Source organism: Maribacter huludaoensis (assembly GCF_029350945.1).
Classification (GTDB): domain Bacteria; phylum Bacteroidota; class Bacteroidia; order Flavobacteriales; family Flavobacteriaceae; genus Maribacter; species Maribacter huludaoensis.
Window position 1 is genome coordinate 81371 of record NZ_JARKMS010000001.1, and the last position, 23905, is coordinate 105275.

Consider the following 23905-nt stretch of genomic DNA (forward strand, 5'->3'; position numbering starts at 1 on the left):
ATAATTCAATAGCCAAGAACAGTTTTTCATTGTTCTTGGCTATTTTCATTTAAATACAATACTCATGAAAAGAAGAAGCTTTATTCAAAAATCTGCCCTGACCACGGGTGCAATCTCAATAGGCAGCACGTTATCTTATGCAAATGCATTTACCAATGAGGGATCTGCCCATAAATACAATTTAAAATACGCACCTCATTTGGGCATGTTTAAACATTTGGCCGGTGACGACCCTATAGACCAACTCAACTTTATGGCAGATCAAGGTTATACGGCATTTGAAGATAATGAAATGCGAAAACGACCTGTAGCGCTGCAAGAAAAAATGGCGAAAACCATGAAAGAACGTGGGTTGGAAATGGGTGTATTTGTAGCACATGAAATACATTGGAAAACACCCAACTTGGCATCTGGAGATAAAACCAAAAGGGAAGAGTTTTTAAATGACATCAAAAACTCTATAGCGGTTGCAAAACGGGTAAACGCCAAATGGATGACCGTTGTACCAGGTCATTTAGACTTAAAACTAAAAATGGGTTACCAGACCGCCAATGTAATTGAAAGTCTAAAACAAGCTTCGGCATTATTGGAACCACATAATATTACTATGGTTTTGGAGCCCTTAAATTTCAGAAATCACCCAGGTTTATTTTTAACGGATTCACCACAGGCATTTGAAATTTGTAGCGCGGTAGATTCGCCTTCATGTAAAATATTGTTCGACATTTATCATCAGCAAATACAAGAGGGCAATCTAATACCTAATATGGAAGCCTCTTGGTCTGAAATTGCATATATCCAAATTGGAGACAACCCTGGTAGAAATGAACCTACGACAGGGGAGATTAATTACCACAATGTATTTAAATGGATACATGCCCAAGGATATAACGGGGTTTTAGGTATGGAACATGGTAACTCTAGAGATGGCAAGGAAGGTGAGCTAGCCGTTATTGAGGCTTATAAAAAAGTTGATGCTTTTTTATAAATCTATACCTTAAGATTTAGGACAAATACAAATGATCAAAATTGCATTTCATCGAAAAACGAAACACTTTTCGATGAAATGCATATCTATATTGTAAGAAATTACCTACTTATACGTTTCTTTGTATATGTCCCAATACCTACAAACCTTACTCGTTTATGCCGGTTTATTTTTGGCATCAAAATTATCTTTCTATCTGTATAAAAAGATAAAGTCTCATTCAATAGAATTGTTTAAAATGAGACTCAGTTATAAGTGGTACAACCTTAAAAGTGCCATAAGATTAACGTACCATACCTTATTTAACGATACGATTAAATTTCCGTAATCCAAACACAGATTTTCTACGTATATAACTTATACTCTAATACTTAAGTTATGGATAATTACATCACAATATTGATGATATATGCAGCTGCGTTAGTTTTTTCAACAGTATTAAAGCCATATATCACTAACGATAAATAAGACCCCCCTTACTTAACCTCGGCTTAGCCGTATATAAAAAAGACCCCATTATGCGGGGTCTTTTTTATTTTTTATAGAAAATTCCGATTAAATATTTCTTTGAAATAACCTCTATTACCAATAGAACATGTAACACTAATTGTTATATAATTCAGGATTAAAATCATTTAAGCTTTCACAATTTAAATCCATATCGCCCAATCAATAGTAATTTATGCTCATAATATACAGGACAAAAAAAATGTACGGTCCCACTAATGCTTCTATTATGAAAAATGCCCACCAAGTCTAATAAAGGTAGTTCCCCCGAAACCTTTTCTTAGAATGTAATCGTACGACGAATCGTAGTTATACTTATTTTGGCGCTCAAACATTAGATATAAGATAACATACACTATCTTATAAAGAACCGTACTAATTTTAAACCTTTATTTCTGCATTAAAAGAACCATTAATGTATAATGCTTCTCCCTTTGTATTTTCTAATTGTACCTCTAATCTACCATCTATAATGTTAGCATAACTATCGGCAATAATAATGTTCCCGGATTTTACAAAAAAAGGCAATTCACTTAAACCTCCCATATCTGCAAAACCAAAAACCCCACTGAAACTTTTCATCAGTCGGTCAATATTTTGAACACTATATGTTCCTGATTGCACCCCATAATTACCTTTTTTTTTAGATGCAATTATAAACTCTAAAGTTTGCAACTGCGCATCATCACAAGTAACAAAACGCAACAACAATTTTTCTGTTGTATTACAAAATTTATCTTCTTCAATACTATTTTCAAAGGTTGCTATTCCGTCTAAATGGAAGCTCATTTTACCTTCAATATCAAAACTACAAGTACCGTCTCTTAAACTTGACGTTTCAAAATCCGCTTTTGAACCGCCCGCAAGTAAAATGAATGGTACAAACCAAAAACAAACTATTTTAAAAGACTTGTATATAAATCTAATAATGCTCTGCATGGATTTATAATTAAGGTCTATTAAAATTCTGGTCTTGAACTTTGTTCGCTACAGCCAAATTTTCATTTAAACGCCCTTCTTCCTTCATAAACTGAGAAGCAATCAATAAGACTACTATAAATAATGCCAACATAATGCTGCATTTCCTCATATCAAATTCATTTATAACAACCTGAAGTTCTTTGCTAAAGGTAAATTTAAGCTCAAAACTGGTAGACCTATATTGTATAACCTGTGCCTTTTTTTGTATAATCGGAAAACAAAAATTTAGTCCAGTTCACAAAATTTTACTTTTGTAGTCTTTTTCTTTCTTTTTATTAATGGTATGTGATTTAAAACCCTGGGACCAAAATCTACCGATTACACCAATATTTCCTCCATTGATACAAATTAATACCAGAAAATTAGACAAGCATTTAATTTTTCATAACTTTCTAACTTGATACCCGATCTTTTATGTTACAAGCCGTAATCGTTGATGATGAAATTAAAGCGCTTCAAAGCCTCACCTGGGAACTAACAAATTTTAGTGATGAAATCAATGTAATAGCATCATTTACAAACCCCCATGAAGCATTGTCCTATTTAGAAAAAAACACGCCAGACTGCCTTTTTTTAGATATAGAAATGCCAACAATGGACGGTTTTCAGTTTATTAGAAAACTTACAAATAAAAATTTCCCCGTTATTATTACCACCGCGTATCATCAATATGCGTTGAAAGCGATAAAAAGTCAGGCATTAGATTATCTTTTAAAGCCCATTGATACGGATGATTTGGAAGAAACCATTGTAAAAATAAAAAAATTCCATAGTTCAAATTTTTCTGTGGAAAATTTAGAAATGGCACTTATAAATTATAATTCCAAAGCAATACACAAGCGCATTACCCTAAATACGGATGGTAAGATATTGTTTTTGGAAAGTGATGAAATATTATACGCTGAATCTGATGGTAATTATAGCACCATATTTTTAAATGATGGGCAAAAAATAGTACTTACAAAAAAGCTGAAAGAAGTAAATGAACTATTACCTTCAGATTCATTTTTTAGAATTCATAATTCATACATCATTAATTTAAATAAGATAAAAGAGTTTCTTAAGACAGATGGCTATGTGGTATTAAAATCAAATCATAAAATTCCTGTATCCAGGCAAAAAAAATCAGATTTTTTAGACATGCTTTAAACCATTAACTTGGCTCTCATAAATATTATTCAGCTTTTCTTAAATTAATAGTGCGTAAACTCAAGTACAAAATTCTATTCCTTCTTCTGCACACCTTAGTGTTAACGAATCTTGTCCACTCTCAAGACATACCTCTAAGCTTACAAAGAAGTACGGATAGTTTGCTAAAGGCAACTCCTAAAACTTGTCAAGAAATAGATAGACTACTGGGCACATTTAGCAACGACACTATCGCACTGCGGTATATAGAGCAAAAATCACTTTTAAATAAATATTATTTAGGACAGGCATATGCCCTAAATAATCTTGGCAGTATTTACCGCGATCAATCATTATATGTTAAATCGCTTGACTTATATCAACAAGCGCTAAAGGCATCTGTAGAGGCAGACAATATAGAATTTAGGGTTTATAGCCTTAATATGATAAGTACGGTACATAGACGTACAGATGCTTTCAAATCTGCTTTGGATTACAGTCAAGATGCCTTAGAATTAGCCGAAACGGTTGCAAATCCTAATTTAGGGCTCAAAAAAAGTATTATCGTATCATTGAACAGCATTGGTAGTATCTATCAAATGCTAGAGCAGTATGAACTGGCCATAGAGAAGTATGAAAAAGCAATGCTACTGGAAAAAGAACTTGATGATAAATTGGGTTTGGCCATAAATCACCTCAACTTAGGAGAGTGTTATGAATCTCAAGGTAAACTAGAGCCTGGTTTAAAAAATTTCCGTAAATCATTGGTTTATTATGAACTTATGGACTCCAGTACGGGTAAAATAAAAGCCAATTATAACATAGCCCACGTCTATGTTCACCAAGGCAAGGTTAAAGAAGCAATCAATATACTAGAAACCAATTTACTAAAAGCCATATCCCTAAATGACAAAAAGATAATTACTACAATTTACATTAACCTTGGCTGGGCAAATATTAGATTGGAAGACTATGATGCTGCCGAAACCAACCTAGAATCTGGTTTAGCACTTGCAGAGAAATATGAATTTAATATTGAAATAGCAGATGCCAATAAATTCTTATCTGAACTTTGGATAAAAAAAGATGATTATGAGAAGGGTATGAAGTATTTCAAAGAATCTAAAAAGTATGAAGAACGTATAACGAATGCGCTTAACCTTAGATATGTAAATGATATGATCTTAAGGTATGAATCTCAAATAAGAGCCAATCAGCTAGAGCGGCTTGCCCAAGAAAACGAATCTGTACGATTAAGGTTGAAAAAGAATAAGACCATGCTTATTATCATTGGTATATCCTTAATATTACTGATCGGCATACTATATATTCTTTATCGTCAAAGTCAACTTAATGCGGACAAAAAACTATTGACTTTAGAACAGAGTATGTTACGTAGTCAAATGAATCCGCATTTTTTATTCAACTCTTTGAATTCCATAAAATTATATATTATAAACAATGAGAAAAAGAATGCCGTTCATTATTTAAACAAGTTCTCAAAACTAGTACGTAAAATATTGGAAGCATCTTCCCAAAGAGAAATTACGCTGGCAGAAGAACTGGAAACAGTAGAATTATATATGAACATTGAGAATATTAGATTTTCAAATGAAATTAACTTCAATGTTCATATTAAAGATGACATAGACCCGCATAACATTAAAATACCTTCACTTATTTTACAGCCTTTTTTAGAGAATGCGCTATGGCACGGACTATCATCTAAAGACGGCTTAAAGAATATTTACCTAGAAGTAAAAAAAGGTAAAAGCGGATTTATAGAAATTGTTATTACCGATAACGGTGTAGGTAGAGATGCCGCAGAGAAAATTAAAGACAGTAAACTACTAAAAAGAAAGTCTGTAGGTATTGATATCACTAAAGAACGACTTGCAAATTTTTCTCGTGATTATGAGAATTTCTTCCATGTGGATATCATTGATAAATTTGATGATAACACAAACCCGATCGGTACACAGATCGTAATTTATATACCTACTATTTAAGATGGTCTTTTGCCACTTCTTCTAATTCAGCATACCATTCTTCTCCAAATTTGCGAACCAAAGCCTCTTTTACGAATTTATAGATCGGCACTTTTAACTCGTCACCTAAGGCACATGCGGGATCACAGATTTGCCATTTATGATAATTGACAGCGGTCAATTCTGTGTATTCACGTACTCTAATAGGATATAGGTGGCATGAAACCGGTTTTTTCCAATCAATTACTCCCTGATTAAAGGCTTCTTCAATACCACATTTAGCTATTTTCTTTTCATCGAAAATAACGTAGGCACATTCACTACCGTTAACCAAAGGTGTTTCCCACTCACCATCTTCACCTTTGATAAAAGCACCTTGCTCTTCAATAACCGCAACACCTTCTGGTCTTAAAAAAGGCTTCACTTTAGCATAGATATCTACCATTATCTCAGTTTCAGAATCTTCCACCGGCGCACCTGCTTCGCCATCAACACAGCAACCACCTTTGCATGCACTTAGATTACACACAAAATCGTTTTCTATTATCTCTTCGGATACTATGGTTTTCCCTAATTGAAACATAACCTAATTTAAAGGGCGCAAGATACATTTTTTAAAAAGTATAGGTCTTAGAAAATTTTAACAATAAACATCTAAGTGCATAGTTATAAACGTAAATTTGCAAAAAAATTGAAAGATGGAATTTCATTTTAACTTGAGGGAAATTGCAACCGCTAGTATGGTTTTATTCGCCGTAATTGATATTTTAGGCAGTATACCCATTATTATTGGTCTTAGAAAAAAAGTAGGTCACATTCAGTCTGAAAAGGCATCGATCGTAGCTGCAGTGATTATGGTCGCATTTTTGTTTCTAGGAGATGAAATATTAGGTTTGATCGGCATTGATGTAAATTCATTTGCCGTTGCCGGTGCGTTCATTATATTCTTTTTGGCCATTGAAATGATTTTAGGCATTCAATTGTACAAAGATGATGAACCGGAAAGTGCCTCCATTGTACCAATTGCCTTCCCTTTAATTGCCGGTGCAGGTACGCTGACATCGTTACTTTCTTTACGTGCAGAATATTATGTAGAGAATATTATAGTAGCGATCGTGGTGAACATTATTTTTGTTTTTATAGTACTTAAATCATCTCTTAAGATTGAAAAAATGTTAGGTAAGAATGGGGTAAACGTCATTAGAAAAGTATTTGGAGTAATTCTTATGGCCATAGCTGTTAAATTGTTCGCCGCAAATATCAATGAACTTTTCTAGACCGATAGAAGGTTGTACTTTTATAAAAACAAGTTTATGAGCAAGACATTATCCATAATATTCATTGTAATTGCAATAGCGCTTATTGCCTATAATGTAACTCTAGTGAATTTTGCCGACCCTTTTGAAAAAAATAGTACCATAGCATTAATTGGTATAATGGCTTCATTATGCGCCATTGTGCTTCTTTTGGTTTTCATTACCAGTAGAAAGATTCGAGATAAAATTAATGAAGATTAATTATTGGCTTTAATTTCACCAGATTCTTGTTGCTGAATAGTGCCGGCATCTAGTTCAAGAACCTTTTGTAACATTAGGTCTTCGTCTGACTTTATTTTGGCATGTATGTTCGTATTGAACAACTGTTCTGCAATACTCGCTTTTAAGAATCGTTTTATACTTTGTTCATAATCATAGAAGTTCATTCTTAAATTTCTATCTATGGAATACGATACAAATTTCTCAAAAAGGATGTCGTCAACCCTAAAATCTTTCACATATTCTTCCTGCGTATAATGGGCATATCTTTCTCGATCTTCATCTAAATGCTCAAATACGAAGAACGATAAAAACCCTAGATTATCCATACTCTCAACAGCTTCCTTTTCATTGCTGCCAATAGGTACAAATACGTCTGGGATAATACCACCGCCACCATATACCACTTTTCCCTTAGGTGTTGTAAACTTCAAAGAATCCGCTACTTTAATGCTATCAACAGAAATCATTTCACCACTATGAAATCTATCTGTAAAACGTTGATAATAATCTTTAGTTCCGTTTGCGTATGTTTTTTGAATACTTCTACCTGTTGGTGTGTAATATCTAGAAACGGTTAACCTTACTGCAGAACCGTCGCCCAAGGCCATTTCGCGTTGCACCAAGCCCTTACCAAAAGATCTTCGGCCAACTATAGTACCTATATCGTTATCTTGTAAAGCACCTGCTACAATTTCACTTGCAGAGGCAGACCTTTCATTGATCAATACATAGATTGGCTTATCTTCAAAGCTACCTTCATCTGTAGCATAACTTTTGTTGATCTTACCTTTTTTGTTTTTGGTAAACAAAATAAGCTTACCATCTTCAAGAAACTCATCTGCCATTTCTTCTGCCATACCCAAATAACCACCAGGGTTGTCACGAAGATCTAATACCAACTTGCCAGCACCACGCTTTTGTAATTCAACCAAAGCATCTTTAAATTCTTTATACGTAGATTCTGCAAAGCGGTTTACTTTTATATACCCAATGTCCTTTGTAAGCATATAATATGCATCAACACTTTTTAAAGGAACAATACCACGTTTAACCTTTACCTTAAACGTTCTGTCTTCAGATTTTCTATAAACGGTAAGATCGATAGAAGTGCCTTCTTTTCCTTTTAATTTTTCTACAATGACCTCGCTAGGATAGTCTTTACCGAACAACGTATCGTTATCCGCCATTAAAATACGATCACCGGGCAAAATTCCCTTAGAATAACTTGGTCCGTCCTTTACAGTCTTAATAACCGCTATAGAATCTTTGTAAGCATAAAAATTGATACCAATACCCACAAAATCACCCTTCATATTTTCGGTTACACCAGACATTTCTTTTTCTGAAATGTAAACTGAATGCGGGTCTAATTTTTCTAGAATACTATTTACGGTAACGTCTACAATACTATCCGTATTCACATCATCTACATATTCATAGTCAATGTAATCAATAAGTCTATTAAGTTTATCTTTCTTTGAATTCGTAGAAAAAAGACGTTCGGGAGAATCGTTAAAATTCAGTTTTCCGCCTATAAAAAATCCCAATGCAAGCGCAGAAGCGATAATTAAAGGAAATAGAGCACTGTATTTTTTATTCATCATAGATGTAAACGTTAGATAGTAACATTTATTTCTGGCATATGTTGTATTTCAACCCCCGCCTTTGCCAAAAACTTTAGTCCTGAATCATCTTTGTATCCTAGTTGGTATACTACACGTTTAATGCCAGACTGATGAATTAGTTTACTACACTCCCTACAGGGTGATAAAGTGATGTACAAAGTAGCCCCTTGACATGATTGTGTAGAACTGGCAACTTTTAAGATTGCATTTGCTTCTGCATGTAAGACATACCATTTGGTATATCCATCCTCGTCCTCGCAATAATTTTCAAAACCTGTTGGGGTACCGTTGTAACCGTCAGAGATAATCATTCTATCTTTAACTATAATTGCCCCTACTTGCTTTCGCTTACATGAAGAAAGCATACCCCATTCTTTGGCCATACGTAAATACGCCCTATCATATTTTAATTGCTTCTCTTTTTTCATTTATAGTAAACTTTGTTCAAGCACTTACCCTAAAGTAACCGCTTTGTTCAGTTAGAACAATATGTTAAGCTAAACTTTAACAATCTAAAAAGGAAATGTTTCATAAATCAATGGCAATGTTATTAATATGATCAAAATACTACCTACCATTACAAATAAGCTCTGTTTTACCTTAAAAATGGTTTGAACTACATAGGCTAACATCAATACCAACAAAACGATAACTACTTGAGATAATTCAATACCGCCTGCAAATCCTAATAATGGTGCAAACTTATCTTCTTCTCCCATAATCATCATTTTAAAATAATTAGAGAATCCAAAACCATGAACTAGTCCAAAAATACCAGTAACGAGTACATGAAACCAAATAGCTTTATCATCTTTTCTATCTCTACTTTCCACTAAATTGAAGAGTGCCGTGCTAACTATGGTTACAGGAATTAAAAATTCGATATAACTAGCATCTATAACCAATACTTCATAAACGGAGAATACTAATGCCAAACAGTGCGTAAAGGTAAAAACAGTGGCCAAAAGCAATACATTCTTCCAACTTTTAAAAGTAAATGGAAGTGCCAGTGCAGCTAAAAACAATATATGATCATATGCATTGATATCCAACACATGTTGTAAACCTAATTTAATGTAAAACCAAAATTCTTGCATTCCAAACTACCTTAAAAGTTACCTGTTTAATTTAAACCGCGTTCTTTTTGAATGGTCTCATAAGCCTCTTGTACTTGCTTAAACTTTTCTTCCGCACCCTTCTTTATAGCCTCATCTTTTGTATTTACCCTATCCGGATGGTATTTTTTAGCCATTTCTCGATATGCCTTTTTCACTTCGGCATCCGTTGCCGATTTTTCTATATTCAAAATTTTGTAGGAGTTGTTCGCAGATTTTACGAACATGGCCTTAATACTTTCAAATTCGTTGAGAGAAACCCTTAGATACCCTGCTATCTCCCTAATTTTCTGAACTTCAGGATTACTAATATTACCATCGGCCTGAGCTATACCGAATAGAAAATGCAATAATTGTAAACGCACTTCATAACGTGTACGTTGTGCCAAAAAAGTACATACCTTCTGTGCGGATATCTGTCCCTTTTTATTTATTTCGTTAAAACTTCTAAAAATGGCATTGGCCTTATCTTTACCATAGGTACTAACGAAATACTGACGAACATAATCCATTTCCGACTGGCTGGCCTGTCCGTCCGCTTTAATAACAATAGAACAAAGTGACAACAGGTTCAATTCAAAATCTGCCGCGGTAACATTAGGTCTTGTATAATCTTCGAACACACTACGTGCGCTACCTTTATTAGACCCAAAAAAACTATCTATAATGCTACCGGCAAAGAAACCTAACACCGCTCCTGATAATCCTCTAAAAGAAAAGCCTACTATAGCTCCCAACCATTTAATCATTTCTAAATCTCAATTTTGCCAAAGATAAAATATTACGCAGAGAAAGTTAGGCCAATGAAAAGTTAAGGTCTGAAGCAGTGCTGCGACTAATTGATTATCTTTGTAACAGTTTAATTAAAACATTAAGAATATGTACCCTGCGGAATTAGTAAAACCAATGAGAGATGACCTGGCTTCTGCCGGATTTGAAGAATTATATACAGCAGATGCAGTAGCAAATGCCATCAATAAAGAAGGAACAACTTTAGTGGTTGTAAATTCTGTTTGTGGTTGTGCAGCGGCAAATGCAAGACCTGCTGCCAAAATGAGCTTGCAAAACGACAAAAGACCTGATCATGCAGTAACTGTATTTGCAGGTGTAGACAAAGAAGCTGTTGATGCGGCAAGAAACCTAATGGTCCCTTTCCCTCCTTCTTCACCATCTATGGCATTGTTCAAAAACGGTGAATTGGTTCATATGATAGAGCGCCACCATATTGAAGGTAGACCAGCTGAAATGATCGCTCAGAATTTGGCTCAGGCTTATGACGAGTTCTGCTAAATTTTAAATACACTATATATTCCCACAAAATAATGGGATTAAAAAACCGCTCTAATTGAGCGGTTTTTTATTTTTGTAAGATGCAGAAGTTGCTTTCATATATCATAACCCCTTTTTTTTTCGTGGCATTTGGGCTATGCCTGCTTATCTTTCACCCTATTCAATGGTTAGGTTTTAAAATATTTGGCTATAATGGTCTAAAACCAACGGTTAGCAAATTGAACTTTTGTTTAATGCGTAGCACTAATATTTTAGGGACTACCTATAACTTTACAAATAATTTTGATTTACCGACCGATAGGCCCTTGATCATTGTCACCAACCATCAAAGCATGTACGATATTCCGCCACTAATATGGTATATGCGCAAATACCACCCCAAGTTCGTAAGCAAAAAGGAATTGGGAAAAGGCATACCAAGCGTCTCATTTAACCTAGTTCACGGAGGCTCTGTACTAATTGATAGAAAAGATGGTAAATCCGCCATCATGGAAATTGGCAAACTAGGTTCTTATATTGAAAAACATAATAGAAGTGCGGTAATTTTTCCTGAAGGAACCAGAAGTAGGGACGGGCATCCAAAACCATTCAAGCCTATGGGCCTAAAAATGCTTCTTAAAAAAGCGCCTTCCGCATTGATTGTTCCCATAAGTATCAATAATTCGTGGAAACTGGTTCGTTTTGGTCAATTTCCAATGGGATTAGGTGCCAAAGTTCGTTTAGATGTACAACAACCTTTAGAGAACAGAGGCAACTTAGACGAACTTATTCAACAAATTGAAGCATCCGTAGTTAGCGGTATAAATTCCTTTAAATGACCCATTCAGAAATTGTAGAAGAAACCATAACATTTGTTAAGGAAACATTGAAATATGCCGAAGGTGGGCATGATTGGTTTCATATACAACGTGTTTTCAATAACAGTATGCTAATTGCAAAAGAGGAAGATGACCTAAATCTTTTGGTCGTTAGCCTAGGCGCACTTCTTCATGATATTGCCGACGCCAAGTTTAATGATGGTGATGAAACCTTGGGACCAAAAATGGCGGAAGATTTTTTATTAAGTCTTGGTGTACCAAAAAGAACGATTAACCACGTAACCAATATTATAAAATATAGCTCATTTAAAGCCAGCCTGATAGATGGTAAGATGAAAAGAAAACCATTTACCTCTAAAGAACTTAAAGTAGTGCAAGATGCCGATCGCTTAGACGCCATTGGCGCCATTGGTATAGCACGGGCTTTTAATTTTGGAGGATTTAAGAATAGAGCGCTATACGACCCTAGCATACCACCTAATCTTAATATGACCAAGGAAGAATATAAAAAGTCAAAAGCCCCTACTATAAATCATTTCTACGAAAAATTATTACTTCTTAAAGATAAAATGAACACTAAAACAGGTAAGCGATTAGCTGAAGAAAGACACCAATATATGATTGATTTTCTGGAGCAATTTTACCAGGAATGGAATCCTTTAAAAAATTTAAGTTAAGTTTACAATATAATTCAACAACATCAAACCATTTAAAAAAGGGTCTTAACTTTCGTTAAGACCCTTTTTATATTTTATAAATGAAGTAGATTATTTTTGTGGCAACTCTCTTGTTAACCAACCACTTCTACTTGCAGTTGCTATCGCATAAGGTGTGATCCAAAAAAGACCGAACGTAAAAAGTACGCTATAGGAGTATGCCCAAAAAGATTCTGACAAAGAGTATCTTTTGGCATAGAACAAAACAGGAAAAGTAGATAACACCAATATACTTACAAAAGTGGAGCTTAAGAACAGTAATGGGTGTGTAAGTACAAATATCAACATGAAAAGAACAAAAGGATAACACAATACAATTCTAGAAAACTGGCTAAAGAACAATAATCGCGTACCTGCTTTTGGTCCTTTTCTAAAGTTTGTAAAAACATATTTAGACATTTGTATGTTCTCACGTACATTACTTCTGCCCCATCTAATGAACATTTTATAAAGCCCTTTATATTTTTCAGGAACATTTGTGTAGGCAACCGCATTTCTTTGGAACAACACGTGGAAACCTTGCTTTAAGATCATGTTTGTCATTGCTCTATCCTCACCGATATCAGATGCTTGCCCCATGAATGTTTGATTGATCCATTTATCTAAACAACCAAATACGGCAGTTGCTCTGTAAGCCGCTAAAGCACCCGGTGTACACAATACAGAATTCAAGGTACTTTCCGCAGAACGTACAAACTCAAAACTAAGTGCAAAACTAACGTCTAGCATTTTTGGCAAAATCTCTTTCTTGTTATTAAGCACACGAATATTACCGGCTACAGCTCCACAATTTTCATCAATAATGAAAGGACTTACTAAATTTCTTAAAGTATCCTTATCTACTATTGAATCACTGTCTACCGTAACAAAAATTTCACCGGTACCTTCATTGAAACCCCTGTACAAAGCATGACGTTTACCCATGTTCTTAGGTTGTTGGCAAATAGAAACTCTATCGCCCAATTCTTTCTTGGCTTCTTTCATCCAAGTCCAAGTATCGTCCTTACTACCATCATCAATGGCAAGGAGCTGAATCTTATCTTCTGGATAATCACTTTCCGCTAAACTCTTCAATGTTGCCCAAACTTGCTTTCCTTCGTTATAGGCAGGAACGATAACGGTAACCTTTGGCAATTCTTCATCAGAAACAGATGGTATTGCCTTGTACTTTAAAAATCTAATAAATGTGTAAATAAAGAAACTCAATTTAAAAACGAAAAAAGCAGCAGCAACAATCATGAATATAAACCCGATCATGGTGCTTCTACGCTCTAAATGCAATTGGGTAAAGTCGTTTTGTAATATATACGCTAAATAAGCCGAACCAAACATGAGCACAAACGTGCTGCCCATTACAAAAACGCCCCATGCATTGGCATTTTCAATTAAGTGTTTCATTCTAGAAAAGAACGGTTTCTTGTCTGTGTTTTTGGTAGTATTCTTTAAAGTTTTCATATTCCCCTTGGTAGTGTTTTGGTATTGATAAATAGTTCTAATATTTATTTCTCCCTATCTACGCTTAGAATGATACTTTGGACTTTATTTTAACAAAACTTTTCAAAGAAATTAATTATCCAATGCTTTTGCATACTATTTTAAATTTACCTGCTAATTTAAATGGATAAATTTTTGACTTATTTACATTATTTAACTCATATACACGTCTTTACCTTAATGGTTAAGATAATATCGCTAATATTCATTGTACTGCTTAACACATGCTCCCAAATAGACTTATACTAAAATAATTTCAACTGCCCGTCTTTATAAGATTCATGTAGATTGGTATTCAATTTAGGAAACGATCTATCCTTAAAATAGGTTCTTTTTGCTAAACGAACCATATCATGAATCTGAGTAGCAATTTTACCATCACCACGACTTCTTACTCCAAATCTACTATCGTTTAATTTGCCACCGTGGCACTCTTGTATTTGATGCAATACCTTTTCAGCTTTATTGGGTAACGTTTTACGGATCCAATCCGTAAATATTTCACCGATTGCCCCATTTAAACGAACTACCGTAAACGCCATAGAAACAGCACCACTTTCTGAAACCGCTTTAGCCAAATTTAAAATTTCATGACTGTTTATTCCAGGAATAATTGGTGCCAACATGGCATTTACCGGTATACCGTTTTCAGATAGCACACGTATAGCTTCCAAACGTTTCTTAGTGGTAGTAGTTCTAGGTTCTAAAATTCTTCTTGTTTCTTCGGATAATGAGGTAACTGAAATATTGATGCCAATTAAGCCATATTCATTAAGTTCTTTTAAAATATCCAGATCACGTAATATCAATGCATTTTTAGTTATTATCCCTACCGGATGGCGATATTTCAAGAAAATCTCCAAGCATTTTCTTGTTAGCTGAAATTCCTTTTCTGCAGGCTGATAACAATCTGTATTGCCAGACATTACTATTGTAGTAGCTTTCCAGCTTTTACTTTTCAATTTAGCCTCTAGTAGTTTTGGAGCATCATGTTTTACCAGAATTTTCCGCTCAAAATCCAATCCGGCACTATAGCCCCAAAACTCATGAGCATTTCTAGCATAACAATAAATGCAGCCATGCTCACAACCTTGATACATGTTCATAGAGTAACTCATACCCACATCTGGGCTGGCAACTTTATTGATTATTGTTTTTGGAAAAATAGGCAGGTACTGTGTTTTATTTCTATCGGCAATTTCTCCTTCTAACCGACAAAACTCAAGAAAATCATCTCTTGTCTCATAGCTATAAGTAGAAAATTTATTGCTAGTATTTTTTTGGGCTCCCCTACCCTTTAACGGAAAGTTTAAATTCATTATTAGGATTTAGTCCAAAATTATGGAATAAATCCTAATAATATATTTATTTAACACCTACTTGAACCAATTGCTTTTTAGTTCCTCTTTTAGCATAGAACATTAATTCATCATTCTGTCTATCAATGTAAGGTGCAGATACCATTAAAGGTAGTCGCGCTTCGGTATCGTCAATAACCTTGTTGTATTTCATATGTCCGTTTTCATCCAAACGGATTAAAAAGACATTTCTATTTCTACTTAATCCTTGTTTAAACATAATACGGTCTTCACTCAATTGTTGCGGATTCTCTGAAGATGTACTGATGAAAAAGTAGGTAGTATTGTTTTTAGTATAGGCACTATAAGATGCATATGCACCATCACCTTGCGTTACCTCCGTTTTGTTAATATTCCTTGCCCATACCATATCTCCGTTTGCGCTTAATTTTGCACTGATAATATCATTATGGTGATATCTAGTTACCGCAACACGACCACCACTAGAGTTAGATTGTACACTCTTACTTGTAAAATACTCCTCGGCATTGAATAGAATGTTCCCTTCCTTGGTAATATTCATTCCCTTAAAAACCAAATCTTTGATAGCCTTATCATCTTCACGGCCAAACTTATCCATCATAAACTGTTCTGAAAACGGGTTAAATTTTTCAGCTTTTAATTCAAGGGAATTGGGTGCTAAATTAAAGTAAGCGATACCATTATACCTATTGTCCTTTCTATCTGCGTAAAAACCGACACATAACAACTCGTTTCCTTTAAAAATAGGCTTTAAGGCCTCAGGAAATTTACCGGGAGTAAAGAAAGACTGTACACTTCTACCGCTTTTAGAAACTCTGACCATTTCATACTGAAACTTTCGTTCCGTAGCATTAAAACGCTTCTTTTTAAAGTAAGCTTTACCTACCAAATAGACGTTCTGTAAATCTTTGGAAAAAACAATATTTTCAAAAGCATAGTTTTTTTCCTCTACCTCATCAGAAAAATCATGCTCCATTATTTTATTAAGACCTGCGTCGAACACATGTATATAGTGCTGATCTATCTTTCTTTTTTTATAGTGTGTTGTAATGGCAAATGCCGACTTTTCATCGTTGAACAAAATAGAGGTAGTAAAGCCAGAAGAAAAGTTTCTGTTATAAAAATTTCTGTCCAAAGGCTGCTCTACAGGGTCTGACGCTATAGATAATAGCGTTTCTTTAGTAAACTGAAATTGAGAGAACGGACTTCTATGCACTTCATACTGATAACTTCTAGAATTATAGTTATACTCTAAAAACAACAAATAAACTTGCCCATTACGTACATAGGCATCTATAAAATTGGCATTTTTAAGTTTATAGTTATATTCAGAAACAAGCTCTAGATCCTTATTGTAATGTTCAATAAAATAACCCTTAGGCCTTAAAACAATACCTGTGTAATAGGCACGTACAACAACGGTACCGTCATTACCGTCATCAGCAATGGCAAGCATATTGGAATACCTATATTTATCATGGAATTTTTCGCCAATGGTATATGAAACCAATTCTTCTTGTGCAAAAGAACTTAGTACATTAATGACCAATAAAAATAATAAAGCGCTACGTTTTAACATAACCGGTTTGGTTTATGTCATGAACCTGGAAACTCTGCTTTTCTTTTCTCTAAAAATGCAGTGGTACCTTCGGTAAAATCATCTGTTCCAAAACAGGCTCCAAAGGCTTCAATTTCCTGCTCATAACCATTTACAGTATTCTTAAAACCAGCATTTATTGCTTTTATTGCATGAGATATGGCTACAGATGAGTTATTGGTTATTCTAGAGATAATTTTATGGCACAATGGTAGTAATTCTTCTTGGGAAGTTACATGGTTTACCAAACCATAGGCATGCGCTTGATCTGCAGAAATCATACCTGCGGTCATGATCATTTCCATAGCTCTTCCCTTGCCCACTAACTGGGGTAAACGTTGCGTACCACCATAACCAGGTATAACACCTAAAGAAACTTCCGGCAATCCCATTTTAGCATTGTCGCTCGCTACCCTAAAATGGCAAGCCATAGCCAGTTCCAGACCACCGCCCAATGCAAAACCGTTGACCGCTGCAATTACAGGTTTGGAAAGATCTTCAACAAAATCAAACAACTGTTTTTGACCCTTGGCCGCTAATTTTTTTCCTTCTTTCTCACTAAAATCTGAAAATTCAGAGATATCGGCACCGGCAACAAATGCCTTTTCACCACTACCAGTTAAAATAATGGCCTTTATACTTTTATCTTTTTGTAAATCTTTAAAAGCATCATGTAATTCGCCAATAGTTTGCTTGTTTAAGGCATTTAATTTATTGGGGCGATTAATAGTTACAATTGCAGTTGTATCTTCCTTTTCAATTAATAAAGTCTCGTATGACATTGTTGTTGATTTGTTGAGTTATATATTTTCTTTAGGAAACTTAACACAAAACACCGTACCCTTACCCAAATGAGATGTAAAGTTGATGGATCCTTTGTACGTTTCCACAATATTTTTGACCATACCCAAACCTAAACCCATTCCACTGGTCTTTGTGGTAAATTTAGGTTCAAATATTTTTTCTTCATTATCTTTTTCAATACCGTGACCGTTATCTGCCACGGATATTTTTACCATATCTCCTTCAGATGCTACACTTACCAAAACTCTTGGAGATTCAACATCCGGTACGGCTTGTATTGCGTTTTTAACCAAATTGGTTACTACACGAATTAATTGTGTTCGATCTAATTTCGCAATAATTTCCTCTTCTTCCGATATAAAATGAATATAATCTTCATTAAAAATATCCAAAGCCAACTTTACAATTTTAACCACGTTCAGTGTCTCGTTCTGTTGTGCCGGCATTTCGGCGAAATTAGAAAACGCTGAGGCAATACTACTCATCGTATCTATTTGTTGAATTAAAGTGTTTGAATATTCTTTAAGTTTCTCGTGAATTTGTGGATCATCTGGATCAAATTTTCGTTCAAAACTTTGTACGGTCAATCGCATTGGTGTCAAAGGATTCTTTATCTCATGCGCTACTTGCTTTGCCATTTCTCGCCAAGCTTGTTCACGTTCACTCTTTGCCAGTTTTACCGCACTATGGCCAAGTTCGTCGATCATGCCATTATAGGCACTTATTAATTTTTCAATTTCCTCCCCCGGGTTTTCAATGAATATTTTCTTGTTCTGTTTGCTTAGACCCGTTCTTTCCATCATATCAGAAATGGTCTCCAAAGATCTTGTAATGTATTTAGAGATAAAAAATGCAAAAGCAATGGCCATAAGCAACATTAACAAATACACGCCGGACAAACGCCATAAAAACTCTTTTAGCTCATAATCATTAAATGAATTATCTTCAAAATAAGGCAAATTAAGGATACCGATCGGTTTAAACTTTTGGTCGGCTATATAGGTAAATGATGCCTGATATTTATCTCCTGCCAAGGCATTTTCACGAATATATCTTTTATTTGGACTAATTTCCAACTTATTAAGAACCTCTGGATCTAGGCACATGGAAATTGAGTCGTTTGCAAATTTTGGGCGAGAACTTTTAATAAGCTCACCATCTAAACTATAAATATTGAAGTTCATGTTCTGTACTACGGCAATCTCATAGATTTCATTTTTAAAAATAAGATCAAGATTTTCTGTAGTAACAGGATAGGTAGTTTTTTGAATGGCAAGATCAATACTTTGGCGTATTTGTTCCTCTTTACGCTCCATTCTATTTTCATGATAATCCTTTGATTGTTCACGATATTGGTATACCGTAACCCCAGCTATTAATACAGATGCAATGAGCACCAAAAATATCATGGATAGGAAAATGCGTGACCGTAAAGATACTCTAGTTAACAAGTTGTTGTTATTTCGTCTAAAGTTAGCAAATATCGCACCAAAAAAAATCAAGTTAGCAAATCAAAAACCTATTGCCACCAAATGTAAATTAGAAAATGATACATTTTATATTAGAATTGTATGTACCCATTCATTACTAACATTACTTTAATTGGACTAACGGTAATTTTATTTTCTTCTGATAAACCTAACTCAATTAAAAATGATGTTAGAACTGGTCTTGCACAATGTATAGACGACCATCTCTATCGTTATGCTATGTACTGGGCAATACGTGCACAAATAAAAAATTCAAAAAAAAGCGTAGCACTACTTTTTTTGCTGCACTTTCTAATTATATGTTTCATTTAGCTAGATCAATTTTTATCTTGTAATAGCAACATCCACCAAATAAAACAATGCGCTTTACACCAAATATATCCTAAGCTCAAAAAAGGCGTGATAATAAATAAACATGGTTTAAAGCTGCTGATATCTCATTCAATTCAGTAAATATCATTTCAAATAAAACTAACCTTATTTTTAAATAAATTGCTATATAAAAATTATTACAGGTTAATAAATGATTTGGAAGTAATTTCTTACATTTATTTGCGTTAGTACGTAGTAGATTATTAAAGAACAAGCATGCAAATAAAACAATTCCCTATCATTCTTACTTATTTGGTAGTGTTCTTAGTGTCGCATATAACACGATCCCAACAACAAGAAAACCTTGAATTTCAACATATTCAAGATGGTTTATCTCAAAGTACCGCTACGGTTCTTTTAGAAGATAGTTGTGGATTTCTCTGGATCGGCACCCGTAATGGGCTTAATAGATATGATGGTAAAGATTTTGAAATATATATCAAGAGCTCGGACGGAAAAACGGGGTTGACCCATGAATATATTGTATCATTATATGAAGATGATGAAAATATAATCATTGGTACCAATGAAGGACTAAGCCTTTACCATCGTAGTCTAAATATAATAACTCCATATCCATTTAAAAATGAGGGCAAAACAATAAGTAATGAAGTTTTTGAAACTATCGTAAGAAAAGATGATGTGTTATGGTTAGGTGCAGAATCAACAGGTTTGTACAAATATGAGTTGAAAACAGGAAAACTAAAACACTTTTCACCACCCAATGAGCTTGTACAATTAGAAAACCCAAGATTAAATAAAGTTGTAAAGGTTGAAATATTAGATAATGAGCGGGTACTGGTCATTTTTACCTACAATACGCTTTTGCTAGATTTTGACATGAATATTACCAGTAACATTCTAGAGACAGAAGCAATCATTACAGGTATAGAGTTTTCCAAAAAGAACTTCTTATTAGGTTCCGGTAATGGTATGTTATATAAATTGACGGTAGAGGAAGACACGGTAAGTATTCATAAAGAAAAAGAAACTAGTCCCGGTTTTGGTATTCGGTCTTTAGAAAAAAATTTGGATGATGAACTTTGGGTCGGTACAGAAAACAGAGGTTTATATATCTATTCTAAAAATTTAGAATTAAAGAACCACGTAGAATACGATGTAACAAAGCCCCATTCGTTAGCAGGAAACTCTATATGGGCAATATTATGTACACGAAATGGCACCATGTGGGTAGCACCTTACAAAAGTGGGCTTAATTTTTATGACAAGGGGTATTACAAGTTTCAACATATAGAATCTGATCCGTTTAATCCAAAATCACTTAGTAACAAACTTGTCAATTGCTTTTTGGAAGACCCCAAGGGCAACATTTGGATCGGTACAGATGGTGGCGGTATTAATTATTGGAATAGGTCTCTAAATACTTTTGAAAACTACTCTTTAAAGAACAAAACCTTTAATAGCGATGTTGTTCTTTCCATTTTAGAAACTAAAGAAAACGAATTATGGGCGGGAACTTGGACCCATGGTATATCGGTTCTGAATACTAAAACCAAAAATTATAGTGTACTAACCTCAGAAAACTCTTTTTTAAAATCCAATATAGTTATAGACCTATTAAAAGATAGAAAGGAAAGAATATGGGTCGTAAACTATTTTGCGGGAGTTCAACTATATGATCCTAAGACGGATAAGTATGAAAATATAACGCTCATATCTGACATAGACGGTACTACCATAAATTCTTTACATAAAATATTCGAAGATAATCAAGGTAATATTTGGATCGGCACCTTAAACTCAGGTCTGTTTAAGCTAACAGAGAATGATAATGATTGGTCAATTGTTCATTATCATACCAAAAACAGCTTAACCAATAGATTCGTCAATGTCATTATACAAGATAATGAAAACAATGTATGGGTGGGTACCCAGGGCGGACTATTAAAATATCTCCCCGAAAAAGATTCCTTTTTAGCAATTACAAAAGAAAAGGGTCTTAAGAACGATGCTGTAAAAGGCATTATCAATGACCAAGACAGTAATTTATGGCTTAGCACCGAAGATGGTATTATTAGATACAATACCAAAACAGGTGAAACTATAAATTATGATATAGGTGACGGTCTACAGGCAAAAGAATACATAGCAAGTTCATCAATGACCACTAAAAAAGGGGAATTCCTATTTGGAGGGATAAATGGACTAAATGTATTTACCGCCAAAGATGTTGAAAAGCGAAAAGATACGCTTAGGTTGTTTGTATCTGGACTTAAAATTTTTAATCAACCCGTTTTACCCAATGATGAGTTTGGGGTTTTAAAAAAAGATATCAGCCAAGTAGACTCATTAACATTTAGTCACGATCAATCTGTTTTTAATATTGATTTTAAAGCACTTACATTTAGAAGACCAGAAAGTGTAAACTATGCTTTTTACCTTGAAGGATTTGAGAAAAACTGGAATTACGTAGGCAACAATCCTACAGCAACATACACCAACTTAAACCCCGGGGAATACAAGCTTAAAATGAAGTCAACCAATTCTGATGGCGTTTGGGTAGATAATGAAATTGACCTTCATATAACAATTACCCCGCCTTATTGGCAGACCTGGTGGTTTAAACTGTTAATGGTTGCCCTGGTCTTATTATTATTCTATATAGCTCAACATATTAAATTATTGAATATTCGAAAAAATCAAAAAAGGCTGGAGCTAAAGGTCGATGAACGCACCAAAGAATTACAACTTCAAAAAAACAAACTTGTAGAGGCTGCAAACAACTTAAAATTAAAAAACGAAGAAATACAACGTTTCACTTTTGCCGTATCACATGATTTAAAAAGTCCGTTAAGCAACATTAAAGGATTAGCTAGTCTTATACCGTTAGAAATGGAATTGGAAGACCATCCGGATGTAGCGGAGTATTTGAGCCTAATAGATGTCTCGTGTAATAATATGAACGAATTAATTTCTGACATTACGGAAATTGCCAGATTAGGTAAAATTGAGAATAAAAATGAGTTGTTGAAAACCAATGAAATATTGGCGCTATCAAGAAATCTTATTAAAGGTCAGCTAAAAAACAAAAACATACAACTTAACATAGCTGAGAATCTGCCAAATATTTTTGGAGATCGTAATAGAATAATACAGGTTTTTGGTAATTTCTTGGATAATGCCATTAAATATATGGGAGACCAACCTAACCCTAGAATTGATGTAGATTTTGAAGAGGAAGGTGACAATAATATCTTTTTGGTCAAGGATAATGGTTTGGGTATGGATAAAAATGCGTTAGATAAATTATTTACCCCATTTGAACGATTTCATGACAATATTAAAGGAACGGGTTTAGGCTTGTATATGGTGAAACAGATTGCCATATCACATGGTGGTACCATAATCGCAGAATCAGAAGGAAAATGTAAAGGGGCTACTTTTAAACTTATACTGCCAAAAGCCAAAATTGCGGCAAAAAAATCTATAAAATCATAATTAAAGATAAATAACTAAGCTTCAGGATTCTTACTTCTAATTCTTTTGTACAGTCGTATACCTAACATTAAAAGGATACCTAAAACGATAATACCTATTACTCCGAAAATCCAATTAAAAGAACTCTTTAAAATCACCAAGAATACAATGGCGAACAAAATCAACGTAGCACCTTCATTCCATATTCGCATAAATTTAGAAGTATACTGAATATCATCGCTTTGAAACTTCTTGAAAATTTGATGGTTTTTTAAGTGATATAAAATCAATAGGACCACGAAACCTAGTTTAACATGCATCCAAGGTTGTGATAACCATCCTGGATAAATGACCAGCAACCAAATAGCAAAGAACACTGCCAATACCGCCGATGGCCATGTAACAATATACCACAAGCGTTTGGTCATCAACTTCAACTGTTTGGAAAGAATCTCTTTTTCAAGTGATGGTTTAGCATTCGCCTCAATATGGTAAATGAATAACCTAGGTATATAAAAAAGCCCTGCAAACCATGTGATTACAAAGATGAGATGCAAGGACTTTATATAATTGTAATATTCTGACATAGGATTATAAAACAAACTCAAGTTTTAAAAACAAGTTCAAGAGCAAAAAACAAGCTCAAGCTCAATTCTCATTTCTTATTATAATGATG

At 34.3% G+C, this 23905-nt stretch carries 22 protein-coding genes; 9 read left to right on the forward strand and 13 right to left on the reverse strand.

Features of this window, described 5'->3' with window-relative positions; translation table 11 throughout:
• Positions 1–64: 64 nt before the first annotated feature.
• Positions 65–988 (forward strand): hydroxypyruvate isomerase family protein, encoded by a 924-nt coding sequence (locus PXC01_RS00325; RefSeq protein WP_276470388.1) that lies wholly within the window; start codon positions 65–67, stop codon positions 986–988.
• 888 nt (positions 989–1876) lie between these two features.
• On the opposite strand, the gene PXC01_RS00330 is transcribed toward PXC01_RS00325, so the two are convergent.
• Positions 1877–2434 carry a hypothetical protein gene (locus tag PXC01_RS00330; RefSeq protein ID WP_276470389.1) on the reverse strand — a complete coding sequence of 186 codons (558 nt, stop codon included), beginning with the start codon at positions 2432–2434 and terminating at the stop codon, positions 1877–1879.
• Positions 2435–2444: 10 nt separating this feature from the next.
• Complete coding sequence (locus PXC01_RS00335) at positions 2445–2585, reverse strand: hypothetical protein (RefSeq protein ID WP_276470390.1); 141 nt, start codon at positions 2583–2585, stop codon at positions 2445–2447.
• A 305-nt stretch (positions 2586–2890) separates the two neighbouring features.
• Between PXC01_RS00335 and PXC01_RS00340 the strand changes: the two genes are divergently transcribed.
• Complete coding sequence (locus PXC01_RS00340) at positions 2891–3625, forward strand: LytR/AlgR family response regulator transcription factor (protein WP_276470391.1); 735 nt, start codon at positions 2891–2893, stop codon at positions 3623–3625.
• A 98-nt stretch (positions 3626–3723) separates the two neighbouring features.
• Entirely contained in the window at positions 3724–5613 is a 1890-nt protein-coding gene (locus PXC01_RS00345) for a tetratricopeptide repeat-containing sensor histidine kinase (RefSeq protein ID WP_276470392.1), read from the forward strand.
• On the opposite strand, the gene PXC01_RS00350 is transcribed toward PXC01_RS00345, so the two are convergent.
• Positions 5606–6175 carry a DUF3109 family protein gene (locus tag PXC01_RS00350; protein WP_276470393.1) on the reverse strand — a complete coding sequence of 190 codons (570 nt, stop codon included), beginning with the start codon at positions 6173–6175 and terminating at the stop codon, positions 5606–5608. The genes PXC01_RS00345 and PXC01_RS00350 overlap by 8 nt on opposite strands.
• Before the next feature lie 115 nt (positions 6176–6290).
• Here PXC01_RS00350 and PXC01_RS00355 point away from each other — a divergent pair, with 115 nt between their 5' ends.
• Both PXC01_RS00355 and PXC01_RS00360 read left to right on the forward strand, forming a co-directional pair.
• The gene (locus tag PXC01_RS00355) at positions 6291–6869 is read left to right on the forward strand and encodes a MarC family protein (RefSeq protein ID WP_276470394.1); all 579 of its coding nucleotides are present in this window, start codon (positions 6291–6293) and stop codon (positions 6867–6869) included.
• A 36-nt stretch (positions 6870–6905) separates the two neighbouring features.
• Complete coding sequence (locus PXC01_RS00360) at positions 6906–7109, forward strand: hypothetical protein (protein ID WP_276470395.1); 204 nt, start codon at positions 6906–6908, stop codon at positions 7107–7109.
• Here PXC01_RS00360 and PXC01_RS00365 read toward each other — a convergent pair.
• The 4 genes from PXC01_RS00365 to PXC01_RS00380 all read right to left on the reverse strand — a co-directional run bounded on the left by PXC01_RS00365 (position 7106) and on the right by PXC01_RS00380 (position 10619).
• Entirely contained in the window at positions 7106–8731 is a 1626-nt protein-coding gene (locus tag PXC01_RS00365; protein ID WP_276471241.1) for a S41 family peptidase, read from the reverse strand. The two genes, PXC01_RS00360 and PXC01_RS00365, sit on opposite strands and share 4 nt — an antisense overlap.
• A gap of 14 nt (positions 8732–8745) precedes the next feature.
• Positions 8746–9183 (reverse strand): deoxycytidylate deaminase, encoded by a 438-nt coding sequence (locus PXC01_RS00370; protein WP_276470396.1) that lies wholly within the window; start codon positions 9181–9183, stop codon positions 8746–8748.
• An 84-nt stretch (positions 9184–9267) separates the two neighbouring features.
• The gene (locus PXC01_RS00375; protein WP_276470397.1) at positions 9268–9852 is read right to left on the reverse strand and encodes a HupE/UreJ family protein; all 585 of its coding nucleotides are present in this window, start codon (positions 9850–9852) and stop codon (positions 9268–9270) included.
• Positions 9853–9878: 26 nt separating this feature from the next.
• A complete protein-coding gene (locus tag PXC01_RS00380) occupies positions 9879–10619 on the reverse strand; it encodes a TerB family tellurite resistance protein (protein ID WP_276470398.1) in 741 nt (246 codons plus the stop codon).
• 130 nt (positions 10620–10749) lie between these two features.
• On the opposite strand from PXC01_RS00380, the gene PXC01_RS00385 reads away from it, so the two are divergent.
• The 3 genes from PXC01_RS00385 (at position 10750) to PXC01_RS00395 (ending at position 12655) form a co-directional block, all read left to right on the forward strand.
• Positions 10750–11160, forward strand: a complete 411-nt coding sequence (locus PXC01_RS00385) for a BrxA/BrxB family bacilliredoxin (protein ID WP_276470399.1) — start codon at positions 10750–10752, stop codon at positions 11158–11160.
• 80 nt (positions 11161–11240) lie between these two features.
• On the forward strand, positions 11241–11978 hold the full coding sequence (locus tag PXC01_RS00390) for a lysophospholipid acyltransferase family protein (RefSeq protein ID WP_276470400.1): 738 nt from the start codon (positions 11241–11243) through the stop codon (positions 11976–11978).
• Positions 11975–12655, forward strand: coding sequence for an HD domain-containing protein (locus PXC01_RS00395; RefSeq protein ID WP_276470401.1), 681 nt, complete (start codon positions 11975–11977; stop codon positions 12653–12655). Before PXC01_RS00390 ends, PXC01_RS00395 begins: the two co-directional genes overlap by 4 nt.
• A gap of 90 nt (positions 12656–12745) precedes the next feature.
• On the opposite strand, the gene PXC01_RS00400 is transcribed toward PXC01_RS00395, so the two are convergent.
• From PXC01_RS00400 to PXC01_RS00420, 5 genes are all read right to left on the reverse strand, one after another.
• The gene (locus PXC01_RS00400; protein ID WP_412759664.1) at positions 12746–14149 is read right to left on the reverse strand and encodes a glycosyltransferase family 2 protein; all 1404 of its coding nucleotides are present in this window, start codon (positions 14147–14149) and stop codon (positions 12746–12748) included.
• Between the two features lie 284 nt (positions 14150–14433).
• A complete protein-coding gene (locus PXC01_RS00405; protein ID WP_276470402.1) occupies positions 14434–15507 on the reverse strand; it encodes a PA0069 family radical SAM protein in 1074 nt (357 codons plus the stop codon).
• Positions 15508–15553: 46 nt separating this feature from the next.
• Positions 15554–17107 (reverse strand): hypothetical protein, encoded by a 1554-nt coding sequence (locus tag PXC01_RS00410; RefSeq protein WP_276470403.1) that lies wholly within the window; start codon positions 17105–17107, stop codon positions 15554–15556.
• A gap of 17 nt (positions 17108–17124) precedes the next feature.
• Positions 17125–17907, reverse strand: coding sequence for an enoyl-CoA hydratase/isomerase family protein (locus PXC01_RS00415; RefSeq protein ID WP_276470404.1), 783 nt, complete (start codon positions 17905–17907; stop codon positions 17125–17127).
• Positions 17908–17925: 18 nt separating this feature from the next.
• A complete protein-coding gene (locus PXC01_RS00420) occupies positions 17926–19338 on the reverse strand; it encodes a sensor histidine kinase (RefSeq protein WP_276471243.1) in 1413 nt (470 codons plus the stop codon).
• A 669-nt stretch (positions 19339–20007) separates the two neighbouring features.
• Here PXC01_RS00420 and PXC01_RS00425 point away from each other — a divergent pair.
• Positions 20008–23250: a ligand-binding sensor domain-containing protein gene (locus tag PXC01_RS00425; RefSeq protein ID WP_276470405.1), complete on the forward strand. Its 3243-nt coding sequence runs from the start codon at positions 20008–20010 to the stop codon at positions 23248–23250.
• Positions 23251–23264: 14 nt separating this feature from the next.
• On the opposite strand, the gene PXC01_RS00430 is transcribed toward PXC01_RS00425, so the two are convergent.
• Positions 23265–23816: a CopD family protein gene (locus PXC01_RS00430; protein ID WP_276470406.1), complete on the reverse strand. Its 552-nt coding sequence runs from the start codon at positions 23814–23816 to the stop codon at positions 23265–23267.
• Positions 23817–23905 lie beyond the last annotated feature (89 nt).

Excerpts from the sequence above, each read along its gene's own strand:
- PXC01_RS00340 (WP_276470391.1), top strand. The coding sequence starts at position 2,891 with ATGTTACAAGCCGTAATCGTTGATGATGAAATTAAAGCGCTTCAAAGC.
- PXC01_RS00415 (WP_276470404.1), bottom strand. The coding sequence starts at position 17,907 with ATGTCATACGAGACTTTATTAATTGAAAAGGAAGATACAACTGCAATT.
- PXC01_RS00405 (WP_276470402.1), bottom strand. The coding sequence starts at position 15,507 with ATGAATTTAAACTTTCCGTTAAAGGGTAGGGGAGCCCAAAAAAATACT.
- PXC01_RS00335 (WP_276470390.1), bottom strand. The coding sequence starts at position 2,585 with ATGAGGAAATGCAGCATTATGTTGGCATTATTTATAGTAGTCTTATTG.
- PXC01_RS00360 (WP_276470395.1), top strand. The coding sequence starts at position 6,906 with ATGAGCAAGACATTATCCATAATATTCATTGTAATTGCAATAGCGCTT.
- PXC01_RS00365 (WP_276471241.1), bottom strand. The coding sequence starts at position 8,731 with ATGAATAAAAAATACAGTGCTCTATTTCCTTTAATTATCGCTTCTGCG.
- PXC01_RS00425 (WP_276470405.1), top strand. The coding sequence starts at position 20,008 with ATGCAAATAAAACAATTCCCTATCATTCTTACTTATTTGGTAGTGTTC.
- PXC01_RS00375 (WP_276470397.1), bottom strand. The coding sequence starts at position 9,852 with ATGCAAGAATTTTGGTTTTACATTAAATTAGGTTTACAACATGTGTTG.
- PXC01_RS00390 (WP_276470400.1), top strand. The coding sequence starts at position 11,241 with ATGCAGAAGTTGCTTTCATATATCATAACCCCTTTTTTTTTCGTGGCA.
- PXC01_RS00355 (WP_276470394.1), top strand. The coding sequence starts at position 6,291 with ATGGAATTTCATTTTAACTTGAGGGAAATTGCAACCGCTAGTATGGTT.
- PXC01_RS00420 (WP_276471243.1), bottom strand. The coding sequence starts at position 19,338 with ATGATATTTTTGGTGCTCATTGCATCTGTATTAATAGCTGGGGTTACG.
- PXC01_RS00370 (WP_276470396.1), bottom strand. The coding sequence starts at position 9,183 with ATGAAAAAAGAGAAGCAATTAAAATATGATAGGGCGTATTTACGTATG.
- PXC01_RS00380 (WP_276470398.1), bottom strand. The coding sequence starts at position 10,619 with ATGATTAAATGGTTGGGAGCTATAGTAGGCTTTTCTTTTAGAGGATTA.
- PXC01_RS00430 (WP_276470406.1), bottom strand. The coding sequence starts at position 23,816 with ATGTCAGAATATTACAATTATATAAAGTCCTTGCATCTCATCTTTGTA.
- PXC01_RS00385 (WP_276470399.1), top strand. The coding sequence starts at position 10,750 with ATGTACCCTGCGGAATTAGTAAAACCAATGAGAGATGACCTGGCTTCT.
- PXC01_RS00400 (WP_412759664.1), bottom strand. The coding sequence starts at position 14,149 with ATGAAAACTTTAAAGAATACTACCAAAAACACAGACAAGAAACCGTTC.
- PXC01_RS00410 (WP_276470403.1), bottom strand. The coding sequence starts at position 17,107 with ATGTTAAAACGTAGCGCTTTATTATTTTTATTGGTCATTAATGTACTA.
- PXC01_RS00325 (WP_276470388.1), top strand. The coding sequence starts at position 65 with ATGAAAAGAAGAAGCTTTATTCAAAAATCTGCCCTGACCACGGGTGCA.
- PXC01_RS00350 (WP_276470393.1), bottom strand. The coding sequence starts at position 6,175 with ATGTTTCAATTAGGGAAAACCATAGTATCCGAAGAGATAATAGAAAAC.
- PXC01_RS00395 (WP_276470401.1), top strand. The coding sequence starts at position 11,975 with ATGACCCATTCAGAAATTGTAGAAGAAACCATAACATTTGTTAAGGAA.
- PXC01_RS00330 (WP_276470389.1), bottom strand. The coding sequence starts at position 2,434 with ATGCAGAGCATTATTAGATTTATATACAAGTCTTTTAAAATAGTTTGT.